The sequence below is a fragment of the Nocardia sp. TBRC8007 genome (genome assembly GCF_056629435.1).
This window is the reverse complement of sequence record NZ_JBWSOR010000002.1, coordinates 91,983-116,763: the sequence shown is the minus strand read 5'-3', so window position 1 is coordinate 116,763 and position 24,781 is coordinate 91,983. Positions and strand designations below refer to the sequence as shown.

The 24,781-nt window shown below is 63.7% G+C and carries 24 protein-coding genes and 2 tRNA genes; 10 read left to right on the top strand and 16 right to left on the bottom strand.

All coding sequences use genetic code 11. From position 1 onward, the window contains the following. Window positions 1-1,716, bottom strand: coding sequence for a DAK2 domain-containing protein (locus tag ACX4ZE_RS03175; protein ID WP_480271751.1), 1,716 nt, complete (start codon window positions 1,714-1,716; stop codon window positions 1-3). 296 nt (window positions 1,717-2,012) lie between these two features. On the opposite strand from ACX4ZE_RS03175, the gene rpmB reads away from it, so the two are divergent. Further along, window positions 2,013-2,204, top strand: a complete 192-nt coding sequence (gene rpmB, locus ACX4ZE_RS03170; protein WP_459547281.1) for a 50S ribosomal protein L28 — start codon at window positions 2,013-2,015, stop codon at window positions 2,202-2,204. Window positions 2,205-2,321: 117 nt separating this feature from the next. Next, window positions 2,322-2,897 carry an N-acetyltransferase family protein gene (locus ACX4ZE_RS03165; RefSeq protein ID WP_480271750.1) on the top strand — a complete coding sequence of 192 codons (576 nt, stop codon included), beginning with the start codon at window positions 2,322-2,324 and terminating at the stop codon, window positions 2,895-2,897. Between the two features lie 103 nt (window positions 2,898-3,000). Here the strand turns inward: ACX4ZE_RS03165 and ACX4ZE_RS03160 are convergent, their stop codons facing one another. The 4 genes from ACX4ZE_RS03160 to ACX4ZE_RS03145 form a co-directional block, all read right to left on the bottom strand. Beyond that, window positions 3,001-3,873, bottom strand: a complete 873-nt coding sequence (locus tag ACX4ZE_RS03160) for an alpha/beta fold hydrolase (protein ID WP_480271749.1) — start codon at window positions 3,871-3,873, stop codon at window positions 3,001-3,003. Window positions 3,874-3,931: 58 nt separating this feature from the next. After that, complete coding sequence (locus ACX4ZE_RS03155; RefSeq protein ID WP_480271748.1) at window positions 3,932-4,171, bottom strand: hypothetical protein; 240 nt, start codon at window positions 4,169-4,171, stop codon at window positions 3,932-3,934. 62 nt (window positions 4,172-4,233) lie between these two features. Then, complete coding sequence (locus ACX4ZE_RS03150) at window positions 4,234-4,917, bottom strand: uracil-DNA glycosylase (protein WP_480271747.1); 684 nt, start codon at window positions 4,915-4,917, stop codon at window positions 4,234-4,236. Between the two features lie 11 nt (window positions 4,918-4,928). After that, the gene (locus tag ACX4ZE_RS03145) at window positions 4,929-5,927 is read right to left on the bottom strand and encodes a thiamine-phosphate kinase (protein WP_480271942.1); all 999 of its coding nucleotides are present in this window, start codon (window positions 5,925-5,927) and stop codon (window positions 4,929-4,931) included. A 169-nt stretch (window positions 5,928-6,096) separates the two neighbouring features. Between ACX4ZE_RS03145 and ACX4ZE_RS03140 the strand changes: the two genes are divergently transcribed. Next, window positions 6,097-6,840, top strand: coding sequence for a DUF3515 domain-containing protein (locus tag ACX4ZE_RS03140; RefSeq protein ID WP_480271746.1), 744 nt, complete (start codon window positions 6,097-6,099; stop codon window positions 6,838-6,840). A 26-nt stretch (window positions 6,841-6,866) separates the two neighbouring features. Here the strand turns inward: ACX4ZE_RS03140 and ACX4ZE_RS03135 are convergent, their stop codons facing one another. Both ACX4ZE_RS03135 and ACX4ZE_RS03130 read right to left on the bottom strand, forming a co-directional pair. After that, on the bottom strand, window positions 6,867-7,979 hold the full coding sequence (locus ACX4ZE_RS03135) for a D-alanine--D-alanine ligase family protein (RefSeq protein WP_480271745.1): 1,113 nt from the start codon (window positions 7,977-7,979) through the stop codon (window positions 6,867-6,869). Between the two features lie 86 nt (window positions 7,980-8,065). Then, the gene (locus ACX4ZE_RS03130; protein ID WP_480271744.1) at window positions 8,066-9,061 is read right to left on the bottom strand and encodes an NAD(P)H-dependent glycerol-3-phosphate dehydrogenase; all 996 of its coding nucleotides are present in this window, start codon (window positions 9,059-9,061) and stop codon (window positions 8,066-8,068) included. A gap of 31 nt (window positions 9,062-9,092) precedes the next feature. On the opposite strand from ACX4ZE_RS03130, the gene cofC reads away from it, so the two are divergent. The 3 genes from cofC to ACX4ZE_RS03115 all read left to right on the top strand — a co-directional run bounded on the left by cofC (window position 9,093) and on the right by ACX4ZE_RS03115 (window position 12,966). Continuing rightward, complete coding sequence (gene cofC / locus ACX4ZE_RS03125; protein ID WP_480271743.1) at window positions 9,093-9,776, top strand: 2-phospho-L-lactate guanylyltransferase; 684 nt, start codon at window positions 9,093-9,095, stop codon at window positions 9,774-9,776. 92 nt (window positions 9,777-9,868) lie between these two features. Beyond that, window positions 9,869-12,019 carry an RNA degradosome polyphosphate kinase gene (locus ACX4ZE_RS03120; protein WP_480271941.1) on the top strand — a complete coding sequence of 717 codons (2,151 nt, stop codon included), beginning with the start codon at window positions 9,869-9,871 and terminating at the stop codon, window positions 12,017-12,019. Continuing rightward, entirely contained in the window at window positions 12,016-12,966 is a 951-nt protein-coding gene (locus tag ACX4ZE_RS03115) for an NUDIX hydrolase (RefSeq protein ID WP_480271742.1), read from the top strand. The genes ACX4ZE_RS03120 and ACX4ZE_RS03115 overlap by 4 nt, the downstream gene beginning before the upstream one ends. 206 nt (window positions 12,967-13,172) lie before the next feature. On the opposite strand, the gene ACX4ZE_RS03110 is transcribed toward ACX4ZE_RS03115, so the two are convergent. The 3 genes from ACX4ZE_RS03110 to leuC form a co-directional block, all read right to left on the bottom strand. Continuing rightward, entirely contained in the window at window positions 13,173-13,817 is a 645-nt protein-coding gene (locus tag ACX4ZE_RS03110; RefSeq protein WP_480271741.1) for an HU family DNA-binding protein, read from the bottom strand. 164 nt (window positions 13,818-13,981) lie between these two features. Then, on the bottom strand, window positions 13,982-14,581 hold the full coding sequence (gene leuD / locus ACX4ZE_RS03105; RefSeq protein WP_480271740.1) for a 3-isopropylmalate dehydratase small subunit: 600 nt from the start codon (window positions 14,579-14,581) through the stop codon (window positions 13,982-13,984). A gap of 38 nt (window positions 14,582-14,619) precedes the next feature. Continuing rightward, window positions 14,620-16,041 (bottom strand): 3-isopropylmalate dehydratase large subunit, encoded by a 1,422-nt coding sequence (leuC, locus tag ACX4ZE_RS03100; protein WP_480271739.1) that lies wholly within the window; start codon window positions 16,039-16,041, stop codon window positions 14,620-14,622. Window positions 16,042-16,224: 183 nt separating this feature from the next. Here leuC and ACX4ZE_RS03095 point away from each other — a divergent pair, with 183 nt between their 5' ends. Further along, a complete protein-coding gene (locus ACX4ZE_RS03095) occupies window positions 16,225-16,926 on the top strand; it encodes an IclR family transcriptional regulator (RefSeq protein ID WP_480271738.1) in 702 nt (233 codons plus the stop codon). Window positions 16,927-16,960: 34 nt separating this feature from the next. Next, window positions 16,961-17,476, top strand: coding sequence for a pyridoxamine 5'-phosphate oxidase family protein (locus tag ACX4ZE_RS03090; protein WP_480271737.1), 516 nt, complete (start codon window positions 16,961-16,963; stop codon window positions 17,474-17,476). A gap of 96 nt (window positions 17,477-17,572) precedes the next feature. Here the strand turns inward: ACX4ZE_RS03090 and ACX4ZE_RS03085 are convergent. The 4 genes from ACX4ZE_RS03085 to ACX4ZE_RS03070 form a co-directional block, all read right to left on the bottom strand. Continuing rightward, window positions 17,573-17,645 (bottom strand) — tRNA-Glu (locus tag ACX4ZE_RS03085). A 144-nt stretch (window positions 17,646-17,789) separates the two neighbouring features. Beyond that, window positions 17,790-17,861 (bottom strand) — tRNA-Gln (locus ACX4ZE_RS03080). A gap of 121 nt (window positions 17,862-17,982) precedes the next feature. Then, window positions 17,983-19,467 (bottom strand): glutamate--tRNA ligase, encoded by a 1,485-nt coding sequence (gene gltX / locus ACX4ZE_RS03075; RefSeq protein ID WP_480271736.1) that lies wholly within the window; start codon window positions 19,465-19,467, stop codon window positions 17,983-17,985. 13 nt (window positions 19,468-19,480) lie between these two features. Further along, window positions 19,481-20,254, bottom strand: coding sequence for a fumarylacetoacetate hydrolase family protein (locus ACX4ZE_RS03070; RefSeq protein ID WP_480271735.1), 774 nt, complete (start codon window positions 20,252-20,254; stop codon window positions 19,481-19,483). Between the two features lie 202 nt (window positions 20,255-20,456). Here ACX4ZE_RS03070 and ACX4ZE_RS03065 point away from each other — a divergent pair, with 202 nt between their 5' ends. Next, window positions 20,457-21,650 (top strand): MFS transporter, encoded by a 1,194-nt coding sequence (locus ACX4ZE_RS03065; protein ID WP_480271734.1) that lies wholly within the window; start codon window positions 20,457-20,459, stop codon window positions 21,648-21,650. 119 nt (window positions 21,651-21,769) lie between these two features. On the opposite strand, the gene ACX4ZE_RS03060 is transcribed toward ACX4ZE_RS03065, so the two are convergent. Both ACX4ZE_RS03060 and serA read right to left on the bottom strand, forming a co-directional pair. Continuing rightward, window positions 21,770-22,777 (bottom strand): 3-isopropylmalate dehydrogenase, encoded by a 1,008-nt coding sequence (locus tag ACX4ZE_RS03060; RefSeq protein ID WP_480271733.1) that lies wholly within the window; start codon window positions 22,775-22,777, stop codon window positions 21,770-21,772. A 13-nt stretch (window positions 22,778-22,790) separates the two neighbouring features. Further along, a complete protein-coding gene (serA, locus tag ACX4ZE_RS03055) occupies window positions 22,791-24,389 on the bottom strand; it encodes a phosphoglycerate dehydrogenase (protein WP_480271732.1) in 1,599 nt (532 codons plus the stop codon). A gap of 180 nt (window positions 24,390-24,569) precedes the next feature. On the opposite strand from serA, the gene ACX4ZE_RS03050 reads away from it, so the two are divergent. After that, window positions 24,570-24,767, top strand: coding sequence for a hypothetical protein (locus ACX4ZE_RS03050; RefSeq protein WP_480271731.1), 198 nt, complete (start codon window positions 24,570-24,572; stop codon window positions 24,765-24,767). Window positions 24,768-24,781: the final 14 nt, after the last annotated feature.

Genomic DNA, 24,781 nt, shown 5'->3' with positions numbered 1-24,781 from the left:
CTATTCCACTCCGATCTGCACCACATCGCCGTACTGCCCACCGGAATACACGATCACCTCCACCCCGGGAAAGCCTCGCTCGATATGTGCGGTGAGTTCGTCGCCGAGCTCGGCCTGCGCCACTGCACCCATCAGCAAGGTGACCAGCTCGCCACCGAAAGCGAGCAACCGGTCGAGCAACGTCCGCCCTGCTGTGCGCACATCGCGGTCGATCACGACTACGTCGTGGCCGACCAACCCGAGTCCGTCGCCCGCTTCACAGGTACCGACCATGGTGAGCGCGCGCTCAGTCGCGGTACGCAGCGATCCCCATCGTGTAGTCGCGGCGGCTTCCGACATGGCGAAGGCGTCGTCGACCGCGATCCGCCCTCGGTCGTGCACAGCCAACGCGGCCAGCCCCTGCACCATAGACGCACTGGGTAACAACAACACGTCCCGATACGCGTCACGAGCCGCGACGCCGATAGCGACCAGTTCGTGCGCAGGCAGCGCGCCATTGGGCAGCACCAGTACTTCACGGTTGGGCATCCGACGGATCGCGGCCAGCAGTATCGCCGCGGTGACCAGCTGGTCGTCTGGGAGTACTACCGCGCCCGCGTCCTCGAACAGCGTTGCGGCACCATCCCCGGCGACTACCGCGAGCACTCCCCGATCAACCGAAGCCGCCGGATTCGCCATGGCGGCACGGTCACCGATCGCGCCCGTGCTGCCCAACCCGGTCGCACCGAGCCCGCACGTGGAAACCGCCGACGATACAGAGTGCTCACTATGCCGGGCACGGTCATTGCGATGCGAGGCCGAGGCGACAGGCTCGATCCGGATTCGGCTCAGCGCGCCCGCCGCTATCCCCGCCTCCACCGCCGCACCCGCGTCAGTGCAGTGCACATGCGCCGACCAGGATCGGTCACCATCGCCTACGATCACGACCGAATCGCCGAGCTCGGCCAAGCGGGCTCGCAGAATCGCCACTGCCCGCTCATCAGCGCCCGCCAGGAGATACATCACTTCATACTGCGATTCAGCGGTGCCTGCCGGTGTGAAGCGGCCTGCGGCGGGCTCGGGCCGGGAGTACCTCGGCCGGGTCGGCGCCTCACCGCTGGTCGTCGCGACCAGACTGTCCAGCAATACGAGCAGCCCGCGGGCGCCGGCATCGACGACACCGGCATCCCGTAACACACCGAGCTGGAAGGGCGTATCGCCGAGTGCTTTCGCGGCGCCGCCGGCCGCTACTCGCGCCACCTCGGCCAGCACGTGATCCGGGCTTGTCTCGGCAGCGGCGGACGCACGGTCCAATACCGTGAGTATGGTCCCCTCCACCGGCACGCTCAACGACTCACGAACCAGCCGCGCCGCCCTGACGAGCGCGATGCGCAGCGTACCCGCTGTCAGCGGGCCACCACGCACCGCTTCGGCGATGCCGCGCAGCACCTGAGAAAGAATGGCCCCGGAATTACCGCGGGCGCCTACTGTCGCACCGTGCGCCATCGCCGCGGCGATCACACCGGCTATATCCCCTCCTTCGTCCACCGCTTCCGCCGTCTCGACCGCAGCACGCATCGTGGCCAGTAGATTGGTTCCCGTGTCCGCGTCCGGGACGGGGAAGACATTGAGCGCGTTGATCTCCTCACGCCGGTGCGCCAAGCCTGCGACGCAGGCGTGGCCCCAGCACAGCAATGCCGCACCGTCCATCGCTTCCCACGTCTTCGGCACCACCATTTCTCCCTTCCTCGACCCCGCCGCACCGACCATCGCAAGGTTAGCGGGCGGACCCGACAGAGAACCGGTAGTGCCGCATCGGCACCCTCAGCTGTGCCCAGCGACCGCGGACACATTTCCGGAGACCGGTTTGGTGGATCGGCGCCTGCGCAGCTACCCTTGCAGGGTTGCCTTGCGCGTCCACCGCCGGTCCGCGCTGGTCGGCTCCAGTCGGCAGGGCACATCACGACATCGATCCTGGATTCGCCGCACCGCGAAGGCGGCGGCCCCACCATGACATGAAGGAGTTCGCGACTATGGCTGCCGTCTGCGACGTCTGCGCCAAGGGCCCCGGCTTCGGGAAGTCGGTCTCGCACTCGCACCGGCGCACCAGCCGTCGCTGGAACCCGAACATTCAGACGGTTCGCGCGCAGGTCGCGCCGGGTAACACCCGCCGTATGAACGTGTGCACCTCTTGCTTGAAGGCGGGCAAGGTCGTCCGCGGCTGATCCCGCCCCAGCCGGTCGATACCACCGGCGTGCGCCCCGGCACCCGCGGCAGGTCAGTCGGGGCACCGCTACGACTGCGCTCATTCGACCGCGCTCGCCCGACGACCACGGTCACCAATGACCGCACATCCATGGCGCCTTCTACGTCCAGACGCCGAACACATACTCGGCCTCGCCGAGTGCCATATCGCGTGCTGGCGCGAAACCTACAGCGATCTGGTACCCAGGTATGTACTCGACGCGTTCGACATCGATCGCTGCGCCGAGCGGTGGGAACGCGATCGGGCGCGGCATCCCGGTCGCACGCATGTCGCGATCATCGACGACGTGGTAATCGGATTCGCGAGCACGCGTCCTTCCCCCGCCTCGTACGCGGTACCCTCGCCCGAGCTGCACGCTCTTTATGTGCGCTCCGTCTGGCATGGCAGCGGCGTCGCCGACGCCCTCATCCGCGCCGCGCTCGACCCAGCACTGCCGTACACCCTATGGGTATTCGAGCAGAATTCACGCGCCCAGGCGTTCTACCGTAGACACGGATTCGTTCCACTCGACGGCATGCGCAGAGTCGAGCCGTTCACCTCCCTGAGCGAGATACGCATGGCCCGCATACCGATGGCCCCTACAAAAAATCCTCCGGACAGTAGCCATGCGAGTGGCCGACCACGGCAATCACCACACAAGCCGGATAGGTGAAGACGATTGTCCGACAGTATCGCGCAGATCGCTCTCGCTACCGCCGGACAGAGGGGTATTCATATGGCGCAGGCCCGCCTGAGCCGGATTCGCCCAGTCCGGATCACTCTCGGATCGAGAGCACGAATCTCTCCACTACGTCGGTGAACGAGTCGTTGTCGTCACCAGCCGCGGTATGCGCGGCACCACCGATCTCTACGAGCTGGGCGTGCGGCACCAAGCGCTGGAATTCTTCGGCCCCTTCATCGCTCACCACATCTGAACGCATACCACGCACCAGCAACACCGGAATACGCAACAGACGAGCCGCATCTTCGGTCTGCTCGACTATCCCTGCCGGATTCTCCAGCCGGTCGTGGAGGTCACCGACCAGTCCCGGATCCCAGTGCCAGTACCACCGACCTTCGCGCTCACGCAAATTGCGCAGCAGGCCCTCGGTGTTCTTCGGCCGGGGGCGGTGCGGCAGGTACTCCGCCACCGCGTCGGCCGCTTGCTCGACTGTGTCGAAGCCGTCCCGATGTTTGGCCAGAAAGTCGATTACCCGGTGAACTCCTTTCTGCTCTGGTCGGGGGACGATATCGACGAGCACCAAAGCGCCGATCTTCTTCCCCTCGGGTTCCGCGGTGGCGAGCAATCCAGTGATGCCACCCATGCTGGCACCGACGATCACCGCGGGCGCGCCGAGCTGGTCCAGCACCAGTAGCAGATCCCGCACCATGGTCTGGCGCCGATAATCGCGATCGGGCGCCCACTGGCTGTCACCGTGACCACGCGCATCCAGCGTGACCACCCGCATCCCCGCCGCGCCCAGACGGGCTCCGGTCTGCTTCCACGAGTGTCGGTTTTGACCACCACCGTGGAGGAAAACGACGAGCTGGCCGTCGTCCGGTCCGAATTGATCGGCGGCCAGCTCGATGCCATCCGAGCCGTAGAGCAGAAGTCCCGTCGGTTCGAGAAGGTTGTTCGCGTCACTCATGGTTCGTAGGATCGCACAACACTGGATATCGCCGGCATAGGCCCGACGGACGGCAAGTTCAGCAGGAGAGGTTACCCACGAAGAACAGACATGCGATCTTGGCGTTCACTGTCGCGGAGAAAGTAGAGGAGCCGGTCGAGGTGTATACCTCGGAAACCGGGGCCGTCGTGGTTTCCGTGGCCGGCTCCAGCCGCAGCGGCTCCGCTGCGGCGACGGCGACGCCACTGGTGAGCGCAGCGCAAAGGGCCACAGTCACGGTAGTGCCGCGCAGCGCGCCACGGACGGTGGTGTTGTGCATAGAAAGTTTCCTCACTCGTTGTTTTCTTCGGTCACAGGCAGTCGATCACGCAGGCGACCGGCTCAAGGCAGCAGCCAGTCAACCGGTTCAGCCCCCAGTTCGTCCAGTAATTCGTTCACCCGCGAGAAGGGACGGGAGCCGAAGAACCCGCGTGAGGCGGACAACGGCGACGGGTGCGCGGACTCGACAACGGGAATCTCGGATTCGGCCAACAGAGGCTTCAAAGTCGCCGCATCCCTCCCCCACAAGATCGCCACCAAGGGCTCGTCCCTGGCTACCAGCGCGCGAATCGCCTGGTCGGTTACCACCTCCCACCCCTTGCCCCGATGCGAGGCCGGTTTGCCTGGCGAGACGGTGAGCACCCGGTTCAGCAGCAGCACACCCTGATCCGACCACGGACTCAAATCACCACAGGACGGTGTCGGGTGCCCCAGGTCCTTACTGTATTCGGCGAAAATATTGGCCAGGCTGCGTGGCACCGGAGACACTTCGGGTGCCACAGAGAAACTCAGGCCCATCGGATGACCGGGTGTGGGATACGGATCCTGACCGACAATGAGCACGCGCACCGTCTCGAATGGACGCTGAAAAGCCCGCAGGACGTTGTCACCAGAGGGCAGATAGCCGCGGCCCGCCGCGTTCTCGGCGCGCAAGAACTCACCCATCGCGGCGATCTGGTCCGACACCGGCTCCAGTGCCTTCGCCCATCCCGGATCCATGATTTCCGAAAGCGGTTTCGCGCCCATAACCGGACAACTTAGCCTGGTGCGCCGTCGACTGCCGAGTCCACCCCGCGGAAAGACTCCCACCCACCGTCCCCGGCTTGCGCCACTCCGTCGACAGTGACCCCGTGACCGGCCACGACACGTCCTACCACACGCCAACCAGCGGGCAACAGACAGTCCGGCGCCCACGTGCCCACGAAAGCATGATCCTCGCCTCCGGTCAGTATCCAGAGCATCGCATCGGACGCCAAAACAGTCGCGACATAATCCAGCGCCGGGTCGCGCAGTGCCGCCGAATCCAGATCGATAGCGACTCCGGAAGCCGCGGCGACATGTCCCAGATCTGCCAGCAGACCATCGGACACGTCGGTCAGCGCATGCAGCTTGATATCCAGTGCGCGGTGGCGCATCGAAAACTGCTGTACCGCGTCCAACACCGTAGCGTACGGTGGCCGTGGAACACGATGAGCGGCAAGCACTTCGGCGACCTCAGCTCCGGTCGCCCCGGTGGTGAAAGCGTCGAGTCCAGCGGCCGACCAACCGAGACGGCCCGCCACCGCGACGATATCGCCCACGCGCGCACCAGCTCTCGTGATCGGCGCACCACCGCTCAGCACGCCGAAGGCGGTAACGGAGATAATCAGATCACGGCTGTGCACGAGGTCGCCACCCGCAATGGACGCACCCACTCCGATCGCCTCGGCCCAAGCGCCGTCCATAAGACCGTCGACCAACTCGAGCGGCGTGTCGGCGGAACAGCCGAGTGCCACGACAAAAGCGGTCGGCGCCGCACCCATGGCGACCACATCAGCGGCGCTCTGTGCGATCGCCTTGCGACCGATGTCCTCGGGACCGGACCAGTCCAGTCGGAAATGCCTACCCTGAACGAGCATGTCGGTGGTGACCACGAAGCGGCCGTCAGGGGCCGCGACCAGCGCCGCGTCATCACCCGGACCGAGCAACACACCCGGCGCCTGCACCCTGCCCGCGTTGATGCGGTCGATCAGCGCGAACTCCCCCAGTTCGCGCACTGTCCTCTGGCCTTTGCCTGCGCTGATAACCGATCCTCTCCGGCGCGCTGTTTGCTGGAATGTGCCCGACGGTACCCTTTCCTGGAATACCAGAGCACCACCGGGCTGGTCCATCGTGCTTGCGCCACGCCGACCGGTACCGATGCGCGACCAGGAAGGACAGCTGACCATGGCAGCGGATCCAACGGACCGCGATTCGGCAGACCGCGAAGCCGAGCAGCCGGATGCCACAGAATCAGAGTCCGGCACCGGAGGTTCGGTCACGAAGGACGACACAACCGAGAGCGGTTCCATCGAGGCGAACACTGCGGACGACGACACCGCGAACTCGACAGCCGATCTGGACGAGGCAGCCAACTCGCTTGGATCGACCTCGGCGCCTACCTACCCCCCTGCTCTCATCGCCACCGCTGTAGCGCTTCCCATCGTCCTGGTCGTCGCGGTGCTCGTGGCCGCGGCGCTGGCCCACCGCGCACCTGTCGAGCGTGAGCCGTTGGTTCTCGGTTCTTTCCCTGCCCCGGCCGCGGAAAGCCCTGCCTGTATGAGTTTGCTGCCTGCCTTGCCCGCGAGTCTGGGCGAGTTCACCAAGTCGACGCTCGTCGAGCCCGCACCACCAGCCACCCGTGCATGGCAGCGCGCGGAAGGCGGTGATGCCATTGTCCTGCGCTGCGGAGTAGATCGGCCGCTGGAATTCAACCGCGCCTCACCTCTGCAGGTAGTGAACGGTGTCCAATGGTTCGAGGTCCGCGATCAGTCTCTCGGAGCGAGTACCTGGTTCGCCGTCGACCGGGGTACCTACATCGCCTTGACCGTCCCAAAAGGTTCGGGCCCGACCCCACTGCAAGAGGTCTCCGACACTATTACCGCCACTTTGTCCGCCCAGCCGATCACTCCGGGGCCGCTGCCCAACTGAGCCGACGGCCCGCGACAGCCGGGACCCTACCGCAGGCCGGTGCCGCGAGCGAGCGCGGTGTCGATGAGGGTGGAGATCAGCTCGGTCAAGCTGACGCCTGAGGCATCCCACGCGCGCGGGAACATGGAGATCGCGGTGAACCCTGGCATGGTGTTGATCTCGTTGATCACCGGCCCCTGCTCGGTGAGGAAGAAATCCACCCGCGCCAGCCCCTGACAGTCGAGGGCACGGAAGGCACGCATCGCCAGTTCTCTTACCTGGTCCGAGACTTCGTCGTCCAGTTTGGCCGGAACATCGAATTCACAGACGTCATCAAGGTACTTGGTATCGAAATCGTAGAAATCAGGCTGATCGGCATCGTTTTCCGGTATCCGGATCTCCGCGACCACGCTCGCCGAGATCCGTCCGTCGGGGAATTCCAGTACTCCGCATTCCACTTCGCGCCCGACGATGCCTGCCTCCACGATTACCTTCGGGTCGTGCACACGCGCTGCGGCGATCGCCGCGTCCAGCTCGCTCCAGTCAGTCACTTTGGTGATGCCGATCGATGATCCACCGCGTGCGGGCTTGACGAACACCGGCAGCCCCAAACGCTGCCGGTCTTCCTCGGCGAGAGTCGTGGTGCCCGCCCGCAGCACCGCCTGGGTACCGATCGGCAACCCTTCGGTGGCGAGTAACCTCTTGGTGAACTCTTTGTCCATGGCCGTCGCGCTGGCCAGCACCCCAGACCCGACATAAGGGATTCCGGCGGTCTCCAACATCCCCTGCACCGTGCCGTCCTCGCCGAACGGTCCATGGAGAAGAGGGAATACCACGTCGACCGTGCCGAGAGCGGTGCGCATATCCTTGATCTTCCCGTTCTCCAGTGCGATCAGCTCCCCCGCCCGGCTCGGATCCATAGCCAGGGTCAGTGTCACGCCATTGGCATCCACCGACGGCAAGGTGCGCTCGCGGATACCGCGTATAGCCGCATCCGAGGCGCCGAGCATCCAACTGCCTTCGGTAGTGATGCCGATAGGCACGCATTCATATCGCCGCGGATCCAGATTGCGCAATACGCTACCGGCCGACACGCAGGACACGGCGTGCTCATTACTGCGCCCGCCGAACAGCACAGCCACTCTGATCCGGTTCGTCATGTCCTGAACGTACCTGCTCCAGCAAGTAATCCCACCGCTGACGGTCCCGTTCCGGTAAAATACCGGCCCGTACCGCGCAGAGCCTTTCACTCCGGTTTGATTCGCCGCCCGAGCAGGTTACCGACGGCGCTGCGCACGGAAAGCCCTTCATGACAGACCTGATGCACCGAAGACGTCAGTGGCATCTCGACCCCATTGCGTTCGGCCAGCGCACGAATCGATGTGCAGGACTTCACACCTTCCGCCACCTGGCCATGAGTGGCCGATTGCGCGGCCTCCATCGACCCGCCCGCACCGAGTACATGGCCGAAAGACCGGTTACGCGACAGCGATGAGGTGCAGGTGGCGACCAGATCACCGACCCCGGCCAAACCAGCCAGTGTCACCGGCTCTGCGCCGAGGACCGAACCCAGCCGGATGATCTCGGCCAGTCCTCTGGTGATCAGACTGGCGATCGAATTGTCGCCCAAACCCATTCCCGAAGCGATACCGCAGGCGAGCGCGATCACGTTCTTACACGCGCCACCGATCTCACAGCCGATCACGTCGACGTTGGTATACGGCCGGAAGTATCCGGTCGCGCTGGCGTGTTGCACCGCGACCGCACGCTCGTTGTCGGAGCAGGCGATCACGGACGCCGCGGGCTGGCCTACCGCGATTTCGCGCGCCAGATTGGGCCCTGACAGTACCGCGATCCGGCTCTGGTCGGCACCGCTGACCTCTTCGATCACCTGGCTCATCCGCAGCAACGTCCCGGTCTCGATCCCCTTCGCCAGGCTCAGCAACGTGGCATCCGGACCGATCAGGCCCTTCCATTCCGCGAGGTTGCCACGCAGAGATTGGGACGGTACTGCGAGCACCACGATATCGGCGCCGTCCAGTGCCACCGCGGGATCGTGGGTGGCCGCGACCGGCGGCAGTGGAATATCGGACAGATAATCCGGATTGCGATGTTCGGTGGCCAGTACCGTGGCCACCTCTGGCCGTCTGGCCCAGATCGTGACTTCGGTTCCCGCGTCCGCCAACACCTTCGCAAACGCGGTACCCCACGATCCCGCACCCAGTACTGCCGCCCTCGTCATCAGCCCAATATGCCATGGAAGGATTGCCCACATGCGCCCGCACACCGTGCATGCCGTGATCGCGGTCAAGAGCCTCGATCAGGCCAAGAGCCGACTGGCCGAACACTTGTGTCCGGAACACCGGGCACAACTGGTGCTGGCCATGCTCGCCGACACCCTGACCGCCACCGCGGCGGTCGGTGAGATCGTATCGGTCACCGTGGTCACCCCCGACCCCGTAGTCGCCGAGACAGCGCACGTGCTTGGGGCCGACATCTATCCGGAACCGCGCGAGCAACACTCCGGCGGGCTCAACACCGCCTTGTCCGCCACCGCCGCCGCATTACGCGGCACCAAAGGCCCGATCGACCTGCTCGCCCTACAAGCCGATCTGCCCGCGCTACGACCGCATGAGTTGTCGGACATGCTCTCATGCGCCCCCCGCGGCCTGCGGTCCATCGTGGCCGACCATTCGGGGAGCGGCACCACAGCGCTTGTGGTACGCGACCCGATCGCTGTACTCGAACCACGCTTCGGCCCCGGCTCGGCTCGAAACCACATCGCCGCCGGTGCCATCGCACTCGCCGGGAACTGGCCGGGACTGCGTTCGGATGTCGATACTGCCGACGATCTGGATCGGGCGGTGATGCTCGGAACCGGCAGCGCCACCCGCGCCGTCCTGCGCGACATCGGTTGGCCGAACCACGCTCACGAACACATTCCACCAGCGTGTTAGCCGAACACTCCGGCTGCGCGCACCACCTGCCGATCCCGCCGCTGGGCTGCGCGCAAACCCGCCGGTAAGGGATGATCGTTGATGTGAGCGAGATGGATACCGTCAAGCAACAACCCTTGCTGCCCACACCGCCCCCGGCGGCGACACCTCTGTCCCCCGACTCCTCAGCGCCGAGGTTGCCCCACGATCGCTATCTCAATCGCGAATTGAGCTGGCTCGACTTCAACGCCCGTGTGCTGGCCCTCGCCGAGGACGCCTCGCTTCCGCTGCTGGAACGAGCGAAATTCCTCGCGATCTTCGCGTCGAACCTCGACGAGTTCTACATGGTGCGGGTGGCCGGCCTGAAGCGGCGCGCCGAGACCGGTCTGTTGGTGCGCTCGGCCGATGGTCGCTCCCCCAGCGAACAACTGGAGCTGATAGCGGCGCGCGCCCAGGAGATCGCCGTACGGCATGCCCGTGTTTTCCTCGACAACGTGCTCCCCGCGTTGACCGCCGAGGGCATCGCGATCATCGATTGGACCGATCTGGACGATGGCGAACGTCGGCGCCTCTCCGGATACTTCCAGGATCAGGTGTTCCCGGTGCTCACTCCGCTCGCGGTAGACCCGGCGCATCCTTTCCCCTACATCAGCGGACTGAGTCTCAACCTCGCGGTGACGGTGAAGGATTTCTCCACGGGAGGAGAGCATTTCGCCCGTGTCAAGGTACCCGACAACGTCGATAGGTTCGTCCGTATCCGCCGAACCGAATCCGGCTCCTCTATCGCCGCTTTCCTTCCGATGGAAGCACTCATCGCCGCGCATCTGGATCTGCTGTTCCCTGGGATGGAAGTGGTCGAGCACCACTCGTTCCGGATTACCCGCAACGCCGACTTCGAGGTCGACGAGGATCGCGACGAGGATCTGCTACAAGCCCTGGAGCGTGAGCTGGCCAGACGCCGGTTCGGTTCACCGGTGCGCTTGGAAGTTTCCGACGATATGACCGAGCACATGCTCGAGCTGCTCCTGCGTGAACTGGATGTCGATCCCGCAGATGTGATCCAGGTGCCCGGTCTACTCGACCTGTCCTGCCTCTGGCAGGTGTACGGCGTAGACCGACCGAATTCGAAGGATGCGCCGTACGTCCCCGCGACGCCGTCCGCGTTCGGTGAGGGCGAGATGCCGCGCAACGTGTTCGCGGCGCTGCGCGAGGGCGATGTACTCGTACATCATCCGTATGATTCGTTCTCCACCAGCGTGCAGCGGTTCATCGAACAAGCCGCCGCGGATCCGCAGGTGCTCGCGATCAAACAGACGCTGTATCGCACCTCCGGCGACTCCCCGATCGTCAATGCGCTCATTGACGCCGCCGAGGCGGGCAAACAAGTGGTCGCGCTGGTCGAGATCAAGGCGCGTTTCGACGAGCAGGCCAACATCAAATGGGCGCGTGCGCTGGAACAGGCCGGGGTACATGTGGTGTACGGGCTCATCGGCCTCAAAACCCACTGCAAGACCTGTCTGGTGGTGCGGCGGGAGGGCGCGACCATTCGCCGCTACTGTCACATCGGAACCGGTAACTACAACCCGAAGACCGCTCGCTTATACGAGGACGTGGGATTGCTCACCGCCGCACCCGAGATCGGTGCAGACCTGACCGACCTGTTCAATTCGTTGACCGGCTATTCGCGAAAGGAGAACTACCGCAATCTGCTCGTTGCCCCGCATAGCGTGCGCTCAGGCATCATCGAACGCATCCAGCGCGAAATCGAGCTGGCGGCCCAAGGGCACGATGCCCGAATACGGCTGAAGGCCAATGCGATCGTCGACGAGCAGATCATCGACGCGCTGTATCGGGCCTCGCAAGCAGGCGTACCGGTACGCATTGTGGTGCGCAGTATCTGCGGACTGCGCCCCGGTGTACCAGGTATGAGCGAGAACATCGAGGTCCGCTCGATCCTCGGACGCTTCCTGGAGCACTCACGCGTCCTACACTTCCAGGCACAGGGCGAGTACTGGATCGGCAGCGCCGACATGATGCACCGCAACCTCGACCGCAGAGTCGAGGTGATGGCCCAGGTGAAGGACGCACGGCTGACCGAGCGGCTCAACGACGTATTCGACTCCGCACTGTCTGCGACCACACGCTGCTGGGCACTGCAACCGGATGGCACTTGGCGGGCCGCACCAGATCCGACCGGGGACGGCGGCAAGATCAGAGACCACCAGGAGTTCCTGATGCGACTACGGAGACCCGATCAGCAGTGAAGGCCACGACTACAGGAAGTTCGGTCCAGGATCCCCGAGTCACCGCGAACATCCATGCCGCGGGTGCCGTACTGTGGCGCGCCTCCGCCCAAGGAATGATCGAGATCGCCGTCATCCACCGTCCCAAGTACGGAGACTGGTCGCTACCGAAGGGCAAACTCGACCCTGGTGAGACTCCAGTACTCGCCGGGGTCCGCGAGGTCCGTGAAGAGACCGGGCTACAGTGCAGACTCGGCCGCTACCTCGGCCACGTAACCTATCCGATTCCAGGCCATCGCAAGCTGAAACGCGTAGACTACTGGGCCGCCGAAGTAATGGACGGCGAATTCGCGACCAATTCCGAGGTAGACGAGCTCAGCTGGCATCCACTGGAACGGGTGATGGACGAGTTGTCGTATCCGATGGACCGGCAGGTAGTGCGGACTTTCGCACGTCTGCCCGCGGGCACGAGCACATTGCTGCTGGTGCGGCACGCCAAAGCCGGCCGCAGGGATCGCTTTCACGGGCCGGACGAGCGACGCCCGCTCGATCCCCAGGGCAAAGCACAGGCTCGGGCGCTGGTGTCGAATCTCCTCGCCTTCGGAGCCTCCGAAGTCTACTCGGCCGATCCGCTGCGATGCGTAGAAACGGTGACACCGCTGGCCGAGCAACTCGAAGTCGATATCGTCCTCGAACCGCTGTTCTCCGAAACCGGTTATGCCGCGGCCCCGGACAGTGCTCAGGAACGCTTACGAGAACTAGTATCGGACAAGAATGTTCGAACCATCTGCAGCCAGGGCAAAGTAATTCCAGATCTGCTGGGCAGACTGGCCGAACGCGACGGCGTCACTCTGCAGCCTGCGCGCAACCGTAAGGGAAGTGTGTGGGTGCTGTCGTTCATAGAGCAGCGATTAGTGGCCGCCGACCATCTTGACCGCTCACTGTCGATCTACGACGCGAATTCCTGACATCGGACAGCCTCACTGGGTGTCGATCTCGTGGCGTCGGCTTTTTTGAGCCTGCTACCGGGCGAGCGACAACCAGGCAAGCCTCGCGCAACCGAAAACGGCCCCGAGCGACTCTCGGGGCTCGTCTCGACGTTGAGGCGAATGGGCCCAATTTTCGGGCCGCGCATCCGGCAATGATCCAGCAGTGACCCGGCAGTGACTCGAATTCAGCGGGTGCGGCGACCCGAGGCTTTCTTAGCTGTCTTCTTGGCAGTCGTCTTCTTGGCCGCAGTCTTCTTGGCGGCAGCCTTCGTGGCTGCCGTGGATTTCGTGGCTGCCTTCTTGACCGGAGCCTTCTTCACAGGCGCCTTCTTGGCAGCCGCTGTCTTCTTGACCGCCGCCGTTTTCCTCGCTGTGGACTTGGCCGGCGCCTTGGCAGCAGCCTTACGGGCTGTAGTCTTGGCCGGCGCTTTGGTCGGGGTCGCCTTCTTGGCCGCCGCCTTCTTCGCGGCCGCCTTCTTGACCGTCGATTTCTTGGCAGCTACCGGCGCATTCACCCCACGCTTGACGGCGGGGCCGGTCGCGGCCAGTTTCTGCTTACCCGCGATGACCGCCTTGAACTGGGCACCGGGGCGAAATGCGGGCACCGAAGTAGGCTTTACCTTGACAGTTTCGCCGGTGCGCGGGTTCCTGGCCACCCGAGCCGCACGCTTACGCTGTTCGAACACACCGAATCCGGTGATTGTGACGCTCTGGCCCTTGTGTACCGCGCGCACAATGGTGTCGACCACGTGCTCAACTGCCGCGGTGGCCGTGCGCCTATCTGTACCCAACTTTTCGGTCAGAACGTCGATCAGTTCCGCCTTGTTCATTGAATCCTCCGCAGACTAATGGCCCGTCGTCGGACCGACTAGGTACCACGGTAAACCCCCTTTGGGCAAGAGTCTATGTGCCACGCCAAAATTCATGTGGTGTAGCACACGTCCAGCTACCGCTACTCAGAGCGTTCAGCTAACTGCCAGGGTGATTACCTCTGCTAAATATGCGCAGGCAGGGTGGCGGGTTTCCATGCCAGCCTTGCTCTTTCGAACCGGTTGATAGCGTCCTCCTGACGGAGTGTGAGCCCGATGTCGTCCAAACCCTCTAACAGGCGCCACCGGGTGTAGTCATCAATATCGAACGGCAACACAACGGTTCCAGCCGCTACCGTGCGCGCTCGGAGATCCACAACCAATTCCAAACCAGGCTGTTCCTCGAGCAACTTCCAGAGCATTTCGACATCGTTCTGTGACATCTGAGCGGTCACCAGCCCCCCCTTGCCGGCATTGCCGCGGAAGATGTCGGCGAACCGGGACGAGATAACTACTCGAAAGCCATAGTCCATCAGCGCCCACACGGCATGCTCACGCGAGGATCCGGTACCGAAATCCGGACCCGCCACCAGTACACTACCCCTGTTGTATGGCTCAGCGTTGAGAATGAATCCGGGATCCGTTCGCCATGCGGCGAACAACCCATCCTCGAATCCCGTACGAGTGACCCGCTTCAAGTAGACAGCGGGGATGATCTGATCGGTATCCACATTAGAACGGCGCAGCGGTACTCCGACGCCCTTGTGTACATCGAAGGCTTTCATAACGAATCTCCTGAGGTTGGTTGAGTGAATCGGGCCGATCAGTTCAGATCTGCGGGCGAGGAGAGAGTTCCACGGACCGCCGTCGCAGCTGCTACGAGGGGAGAAACCAGGTGCGTACGGCTGCCTTTACCCTGCCTGCCCTCGAAGTTGCGGTTCGATGTGGAAGCACAACGCCGGCCGGGCTCGAGCTGGTCTGGATTCATGCCCAGACACATTGAGCATCCCGCCTGTCGCCATTCGGCGCCGGCCGCGGTGAAAATCTCACCCAATCCTTCTTTTTCCGCTTGTGCGCGAACCCGCATCGAGCCCGGTACAACAAGCATTCGCACACCTTCAGCGATACGACGGCCCTTCAAAATCCCGGCCACCGCGCGTAAATCCTCAATGCGCCCGTTGGTGCACGAACCGACGAAAACGGTATCGATGGGTACTTGGCGAAGCGGAGTACCCGGCTCCAAATCCATGTAACGCAGCGCCTTCTCCGCGGCCTCACGAGCCACCTCGCCGGTGATACCAGCCGGATCGGGCACCACTCCGCCCAATGGAACGCCCTGCCCCGGGTTGGTACCCCAGGTGACGAAGGGAGTCAGCTCGGTGGCATCGATGTGCACCTCCGCGTCGAAAACCGCGTCCTCATCGGTCTTCAACGCATCCCAGGCCGCCACCGCGACATCCCAGTCGGCACCCCGCGGCGCGTGCGGACGTCCCGCGAGGAATTCATAAGTCGTCTCGTCCGGCGCGATCATGCCCGCCCGCGCACCTGCCTCGATGGACATGTTGCATATCGTCATTCGGGCCTCCATCGACATGGCGCGGATGGCCTCGCCCCGATACTCCAGGACATAGCCCTGGCCACCACCGGTGCCGATCTCGGCGATGACCGCCAGGATCAGGTCCTTACTCGTCACACCGGGAGGCATGGTGCCGTCCACCGTGATCGCCATAGTCTTGAACGGGCGCAGTGAGAGCGTCTGAGTGGCAAGCACATGCTCGACCTCGGAGGTGCCGATACCCATCGCCAACGCACCGAACGCGCCGTGCGTCGAGGTATGGCTGTCGCCACACACCACGGTCATACCAGGCTGGGTCAGACCGAGCTGCGGGCCGACCACGTGCACGATCCCCTGATCCAGATCACCCATAGGGTGCAGCCGCACCCCGAATTCCGCGCAATTGCGCCGCAGCGCCTCGACCTGGGTACGCGAAGTCGGATCGGTGATCGGTTTGTCGACATCGATCGTCGGAACGTTGTGATCCTCGGTCGCGATCGTGAGATCCGGCCTTCGTACCCGCCTCCCCGCGGCGCGCAGTCCATCGAAGGCCTGCGGACTGGTCACCTCGTGCACGAGGTGCAGGTCGATATAGATCAGGTCGGGTTCGCGCGAGGCACCCTCACCGGCTCCATAAGCGACGACGTGCTGGTCCCACACCTTCTCGGCCAGCGTGCGCGGTTCGGCCATGGTCGATCACCTTTCGGACGAAGCAGCTGTTGCGCGCTGGGCTGCGCCGCGGCAACGGCTACACAAATTGGGATAGTCGCATCCGGCCCTGATACCGAGAACCGGGATCCGCTGCGACAAGTTTCGCCACTACAAATTCCCGCACAGTAGAGTTCTCAGTATCTGAGACGCTAATATCGTTCTATGAGACAGTCTAGCGGCATCGGCGTTCTGGACAAAGCGGTGGCGGTCCTACATGCCGTCGCCGAGCATCCCTCCGGCCTCAACGAGCTGTGCGCCCGCACCGGCCTGCCTCGTGCCACCGCGCACCGTCTCGCCGTCGGCCTGGAGACGCATCGCCTGCTCACCCGCGACAGCAACGGGATGTGGCGTCCGGGACCCGCTCTCGCCGAGCTCGCGATCAGTGCCGATGACCCGCTGCTCGAAGCCGCGTCGATCGTTCTACCCCGCCTGCGTGAAATCACCGGTGAAAGCGTCCAGCTCTATCGTCGCGACGGTAACAGCCGTGTCTGCGTCGCGGCATTGGAACCCCAAGCCGGCCTGCGCGACACCGTCCCGGTCGGAGCACGGCTGCCGCTCACCGCGGGCTCAGCTGCCAAAGTCCTGCTGGCGTGGGCCGACCCGGAACTCCAGCGCACCCTCGTAGCCGAAGCGGTATTCGGCGAGCGCGCATTGGCCGAAGTGCGCAAGCGCGGCTGGGCACAGAGCGCCGCCGAACGCTCGGCAGGCGTGGCCAGCATTTCCGCGCCGGTGCGCGCCTGTGATGGCGCCGTGGTAGCGGCTGTATCGGTGTCCGGCCCGATCGACCGAATAGGCCGCAGGCCGGGCGCTCGTTGGGCGGCCGATCTGGTCGCAGCGGCCGAGGCTCTGCACAAGCGCCTGTAACAAGTTGTATTCCGACTCATTACAGTTATCCCCTATGGGAGTCAACCAGCGGGCGCAGATCGTCATGTCCGACACCGAAATCACCGAATTCTTGCAGCGCAGCCGGATCGCGACGCTGGCGACCATCGGCCAGAAGGGCATGCCACATCTGACCGCTATGTGGTATGCGCTCATTGATGGCGAGATCTGGTTCGAGACCAAAGCCAAGTCACAGAAGGCACTGAACCTACGCCGCGATCCTCGGGTCACCTGCATGGTCGAAGCTGGTGATACCTACGACCAGCTGCGGGGCGTGTCTATCGAGGGGCACGCCGAGATCGTCGAAGACTCCGAGAAATTGTTCGCGGTCGGTGTGAGCGTTTGGGAACGCTACACCGGCCCGTACAGCGAGGAGGTACGTCCGATGGTAGAGGCAATGCTGAACAAGCGGGTCGCCGTCCGTGTGGTGCCAGAGCGCTTGCGGAGTTGGGATCACCGCAAGTTGGGTCTTCCTCGCATGCCGCTGGGCGGAACCACGGCCCAGGCATTGGACGCCCCGGTATCGGACTGAGCAGAGTATCTCCGCTCCGGGCACCGACAGAGATCGACTACAGCGCGGCGAAAAGGCGAAGGTCCATGCTCCACGAGCATGGACCTTCGCCTCTAGTAGCCCCGACGGGATTCGAACCCGCGCTACCGCCTTGAGAGGGCGGCGTCCTAGGCCGCTAGACGACGGGGCCAGGACTGCTTCCCGCTATTGCGAGAACTCCGTGGTTGATCTTTCGATCAGGAGGCCCGGTCAGCTTAACCGACCGAGGCCCGGCGACCAAATCGCCGGATGCTGTAATGATCTCGGTCGCGAACCGAAGTCGAACAACATTCCGCTGGGGTACCAGGACTCGAACCTAGAATGGCTGAACCAGAATCAGCTGTGTTGCCAATTACACCATACCCCAGTGACCAGGCGTTTCCGCCTCGCGTCTGGATGACGCGAGGCCGTGCTCCGAGCCGAGAAGAAGAGTACCAAACAGCTACCGGTTTTTTGCAAATCGCCTGTTCAGCTCTGCATTTCTGCTACTAGGACGGCGCGTTCCCCGCTGGGGTCCATCCCAGCGCCGAGCGCAGCCGATCCATGGTGGCGTCACGACCGAGCAGTTCCAGTGACTCGTACAACGGCGGGCTTATGTGCGATCCGGTCACTGCGACCCGGATCGGCGCGAAAGCTTTGCGCGGTTTCAGACCCAAATCATCGATCAACACTCTTTTCAGCACTTCTTCGATCGCTACGGTGGTCCATTCCGATAACGACTCGAGTCCGGTAATAGCAGCTTGCAATACTTCGGTCGCGTCGGGACCGAGATTCTTGGCACCTGAAACGGGGTCTATGGCGAACTCGTCCGCGGGTGCAAACAAGAAACGCAGCAGTTCCCAGGCATCCGCTAACACGACAATCCTGGTCTGTACGAGCTCAGCCGCCGCAATGAAAACTTTCTCATCGATTTCGGCGCCGATCCAGCCATGCACGGTGAGATACTCCCGAAGCCGGTGTGCAAAATCACAGGGATCCAGCAAACGGATATGTTCAGCGTTCAGCGCATCCGCCTTCTTCTGATCGAATCGGGCCGGATTCGAATTCACCTTCGAGATATCGAAGGCCTCGACCATCTCCGCCATAGTGAATACGTCATGGTCGTCAGCGATGCTCCAGCCAAGCAGGGCGAGATAATTCAGCAAACCCTCAGGAATGAATCCGCGGTCACGATGGGCGAACAGGTTCGACTCCGGATCGCGCTTGGACAACTTCTTGTTGCCCTGCCCCATCACGAAGGGCAGATGGCCGAACTCCGGAGTGAAGTCGGTAACCCCGATCCTGCGCAGCGCGGCATACAACGCCAGCTGCCGTGGGGTCGACGAGAGCAGGTCCTCCCCCCGCAGAACGTGTGTGATCCGCATCAGCGCGTCGTCGACTGGGTTGACCAGGGTGTACAGCGGATCGCCGGTACTGCGGGTAAGCGCGAAGTCAGGGACGGTACCCGCTTTGAAAGTGGTTTCGCCGCGCACCAGATCATGCCAGGACAAGTCCTCATCCGGCATCCGCAACCGGATCACAGCGGGCCGCCCGGCGAACCGGTACGCCTCGATCTGCTCAGAAGTCAGGTCACGGTCGTAGTTGTCGTAGCCGAGCTTCGGATCACGGCCGGCGGCCCGATGACGGGCCTCGACTTCCTCCGGCGTGGAGAACGATTCATACGCCTCTCCAGCGTCCAGCAAACGCTGGATTACATCCAGATGCAGTTCTTTTCGCTGCGACTGTCGATACGGTTCATATGGCCCGCCGACTTCGGGACCTTCGTCCCATGTGAGGCCGAGCCAGCGCAATGCGTCGATAATCGCCCGGTAGGACTCCTCGGAATCGCGTGCGGCATCGGTGTCTTCGATACGAAAGACGAATGCGCCACCGTGATGGCGGGCGTAGGCCCAATTGAACAGCGCTGTACGGATCAAGCCTACATGCGGTGTTCCGGTCGGTGACGGGCAGAATCGGACCCGTACTTCAGTCATGGCTCTCTTTCGATCAGCGTTTGGCGGCAACAGGGTTGGTGAGAGTTCCGATGCCTTCGATAGTTACCGACACCCGCTGCCCATCACGCATCGGGCCGACACCCTCAGGAGTTCCGGTGAGAATGACATCACCGGGCAACAAAGTCATTACAGCGGTAACCCATTCGATGAGCTTCGGAATATCGTGTAGCAGAAGCGAAGTGCGACTGCGCTGACGCACCTCACCGTCGAGCTCGGTGACAATCTCCAGATCCGAAGGGTCGAGGGAGGTTTCGATCCACGGACCAAGTGGGCAGAACGTATCGTAACCTTTGGCCCTGGTCCATTGTCCGTCCATGCGCTGCTGATCACGGGCGGTCACGTCGTTGGCGATGGTATAGCCGAGCACCACATCCAGAGCACGAGCGGCAGGTACGTCTTTACACGGCCGACCGATGACGACCGCAAGCTCTCCTTCGTAATCGACCTGAATGGAGCTGGGCGGCAAGATAATCGGGGCATTCGGCCCGATTATCGCAGTGTTCGGCACAAGAAAGATCACCGGTTCGGCAGGCGCGGAAGCACCTGTCTCGGCGGCATGGGCCGCATAATTCTTGCCCACACAGATCACCTTGCTGGCCAGGATCGGCGCCAGCAGCCGGATGTCGGCCAGTGGCCAGCTTCGCCCGGTGAGCGTCGGTGCTCCGAACGGGTGTTCCGCGATCTCCTTGGCCACACTGTCACTTCCGTCGCCTTCGATACTGACGAAGGCGACTCCATCGGGACTGGCAACTCGACCTAGACGCATGCTCGGCAGTCTATCGACCCGCTGTCACCTGCCCGAACATGCCCAACCGAGAGGTGTGCGATTTGCGCGCCCCGCGGCAGTCCGCACTGTGAGCAGTCCGACATCAACGATCACCCCCCGCAGGCGTCCTAGCGATGTAGAGTAGGCATCTGGTTCACTAATTGAGATAAATTTCTCATATTATGAGATACGAGTGGTGTTGATGGCAACTGCGACACAGATCGACGAGGTGCGCCGGTGGTCCATACTCGGTGTCGGCGTCTTCACCCAGGCCACCAGCGCGGTCTTTGTTCACGGCGTGCCGTTCCTGCTGCCGGCGCTGACCGATCACGGTATGTCGCTTGCCACCGCAGGGCTGCTGGTTGCTATGCCGACCATCGGACTGGTTTGCACGCTGATCGGATGGGGTTATCTGGTCGACCGTGTCGGCGAGCGCAAAGTACTGGTCAGCGGCCCGTTACTGATGCTAACGGCGGGATGCGCCGCAGCGACCACCACTAACGACCTCGCTTTGGGTGCGTTGCTGTTCCTCGGCGGCATCGGGGCGGCGAGCACCAATGGCGCCGGCGGCCGGGTGATCGTCGGCTGGTTCCCACCGCACCGACGCGGGCTGGCGATGGGAATCCGGCAGACCGCGCAGCCACTGGGCGTAGGCATCGGCGCATTGGCGGTCCCGTCGGTCGCTGATGCCTGCGGCGTGCCCGCGGCTATTCTGGTCCCCGCGCTCATGGCCGGTGCGGCGACCGTCGGCTGCTCGGCCATCATCGTCGACCCACCGCGCCGTACAGGCTCCGTCACCGATCCGGCGTTGCTCGCCAACCCATATCGCACCGATGCCACGCTGTGGCGCATCCATCTGGTCTCGGTGCTGCTCATCGTACCGCAGGGCACCGTGTGGATCTTCGCACTGCTGTGGCTACAGCGTGATGTCGGCTGGTCCTCGGCCGCCGCAGGCGCTCTGGTAGCAGGCACTCAACTCCTCGGCGCGCTGGGCCGTATCGGGGCGGGCGTGTGGTCCGATCGGGTCGGCAGCCGTGTCGGTCCGCTGCGCACAGTCGCTCTTGCCGCTGCGCTGTCAATGGCGGCCCTGGCCTCGACCGCATGGACGCATTGGTGGTGGGCTGCGATTCCACTGCTGATCGCCGCATCCGTCATCACGGTCTCCGACAATGGACTTGCCTTTACCGCGATCGCCGAGATCTCGGGCCCATACTGGAGCGGACGCGGCCTCGGCATCCAGAACACCGGACAGAACCTGGCCATGGCCGCCATCCCGTCCGTGTTCGGCGCACTCGTCAGCGCAAGCGGCTTTCCCGTCGTCTTCCTGCTCGCGGCCTGCGCTGCCGCAACAGCGGTCCCCCTCGTCCCGCGCGACACTGAGCAGCGAGACCCATAACCGATCCGGCCGCACGCTTCGTCCGACCCATGCGGGTTTTCGTCCACACTGTGGCGTTGCGCGAGGGGAGGGAAAAGGTCCCGCTCCCGGTCGGGAGCGGACCTCGGTCGGCAGACGGATCAGACAGTGGCAGCGATACGGTCGCCTATCTCCATAGTCGACACGACACCGGAACGAGACGCGAGGTCCTTGGCGACAGCCGACTCGATGCGAGCGGCTGCTACGGCTTCACCGAGATGGTCGAGCAGCAGGGCGACCGAGAGGATCGCCGCGGTCGGGTCGGCTTTGGACTGGCCTGCGATGTCGGGCGCGCTGCCGTGCACCGGCTCGAACATACTCGGATTCGTCCTAGAGGCATCGATATTGCCGCTGGCGGCCAAGCCGATCCCACCGCTTACCGCGGCCGCGAGATCGGTGATGATATCGCCGAACAGATTGTCGGTGACGATCACGTCGAACCGGCCCGGATCATTCACCAGGTGGATGGTCGTTGCGTCGATGTGCTCATAAGCTGTTGTGACATCGGGGAATTCGGTCGCGATCTCGCTGACGGTACGCTGCCAGAGCGAGCCGGCATAGGTGAGCACGTTGGTCTTGTGCACCAACGTGAGGTGTTTGCGCCTGGCCTGCGCCGCGGCGAAGGCGTAACGCACTACGCGTTCGATACCGAAGCGGGTGTTGTTGCTTACCTCGGTCGCCACCTCATGCGGGGTATCCACGCGAATCGCGCCGCCGGTACCGGTATAGGGTCCCTCCGTACCCTCGCGCACCACGACGAGATCGATAGAGGGGTTGCCCGCCAGCGGGCCGGTCACACCGGGATACAACGTAGACGGTCGCAGGTTCACGTGATGGTCCAACGCGAACCGGGTCCGCAGCAACAGACCACGTTCGAGCACGCCGCTCGGCACCGAAGGATCACCGATCGCACCCAACAGGATCGCATCGTGCTGCTTCAGCTCGGGTAGCACCGAGTCCGGCAGAACCTCACCCGTCGCGTGGTAACGACGTGCACCGAGATCGTATTCGGTCTTCTCGATACCGGGCACGACCGCGTCGAGCACCTTGAGAGCTTCGGCGATGACCTCAGGCCCGATCCCATCGCCTGGGATGACAGCAAGTTTCATGACCCCGCTCCGATCAGACCAGATCGACCAGTACGACCTTGGCCGCACCGACCGACTCGACTATCGCGTTCTGCACGTCGGCGGGCACCACACGCGCGACCCGGAACACCACGGTCGCGCCTTCCTTGTTCACATCCTGAGTCAGCTGTGCCGCCAGGATATCGACCCCTGCCGCACCGAGCTCGGTGCCGATCTTGCCCAGCGCGCCCGGCTTGTCCTCGTAGTTCAGGATGGCCAGATTCAGGCCCTCGGCCCGCATATCGTAATTGCGGCCGTTGATATTGACGATCTTCTGTACCAGCCGCGGCTCGGTCAGCGTACCCGCCACGTTCAGAGTGCTTCCGTCGCCGAATACCGCGCGCAGGTCGACCACGCTGCGGTGGCTCGGGCTCTCCGACACCGTGGTGACCTCAGCGGTGATACCGCGCTCCTCCGCCAACGCAGGCGCATTGACAAAGGTGACCTGATCCTCGACATGCGCGGAGAAGATACCGCGCAGCGCGGCAAGTTCCAGCACCGCGACCTGGTGAGCGGCCAGTTCTCCACGTACCTGGACCTCAACACTGACCGGCAGCTCATTGGACAGCGCGCCGAGCAGAGCGCCCTGTTTACGCACGATATCCAGCCACGGCGCAACTTCTTCACCGACAGCGCCACCGGTGACGTTCACCGCTCCCGGCACGAACTCACCGGCCAAGGCCAGCAGCACCGACTTCGCCACATCGGTGCCCGCACGATCTTGGGCTTCGGTAGTGGAGGCACCCAGGTGTGGGGTCACTACGACTTGCGGCAAGTCGAACAGCGGGCTGTCGGTGCACGGCTCGGTCTCGAACACATCCAGGCCCGCTGCGCGTACGTGGCCGGATTCGATCGCCTCGGCCAGCGCGGCCTCGTCGACCAGACCGCCGCGGGCGGCGTTGACGATGATTACGCCCGGCTTGGTCTTGGCGATAGCCTCTTTGCCGATGAGGCCTTTGGTTTCCGGAGTCTTCGGCAGGTGGATCGAAATCAGGTCGGCGCGCTCGAGCAGCTCGTCGAGACTCATCAGCTCGATACCGAGCTGCGCGGCGCGTGCGGGCGACACGTACGGGTCGTAGGCGATCACCTTGGTCTCGAAAGCGGCCAAGCGCGCAGCGAACAGCTGGCCGATGCGGCCGAGACCGACGACCCCTACGGTCTTGCCGAAGATCTCCACACCGTTGAACTTGCCGCGCTGCCAGGTGCGCTCACGCAGGGTCGAGTCCGCGGCGGGGACCTGGCGCGCGGCGGCCAACAGCAGGGTGACCGCATGCTCGGCGGCGGTGTGGATATTGGAGGTCGGGGCGTTCACCACCATGACGCCGCGCTCGGTGGCGGCAGGCACATCGACATTGTCCAGGCCGACGCCGGCGCGGGCGACGATCTTCAGGTTCTTCCCTGCTTCCAGAACCTCGGCATCGACCGTGGTCGCCGAGCGCACGAGTAGTGCGTCGGCCTCGGGCACCGCGGCCAGCAGGGCCGACCTGTCGGGGCCGTCGACCCAGCGAACCTCGACGCCGTCACCGAGCGCGTCGACGGTCGACTGGGCGAGCTTGTCGGCGATCAGAACTATCGGGCGGCCTACTTGGCTCACGGGGGCTACTCCTGGGGAATGGGTGCGGCAATTACCGCCGACCAGCTTAGTGCGCGCGTTTCCCCCCTCGCCTACCACCTGTCCCCTCGCCTACCACCTGATAGTCGGCCGTCGTCAGTACAGCGACGGGCCCCCGCGCCAACTCAGCGCGAGGACCCGTCCTAACCACCCTGTCTATCGGTGGCGAATCTCTATGCCGGTCAGCCACCCATGGAGCCGGTCCAAAGAGAGCTGAGGGTACTGGCCAGAACTGTGCCGAGCGTGTTGAAAAGGCTGTTCATCGCGGTGCTGCCACTACCGGTGCCAGTGCCGGTGCCAGCGATAAAGGAGATCATGAAATACCTCTTCCACGAAAAGGGATCCAGTCGAAGTGACTGACATCGCGTACATGA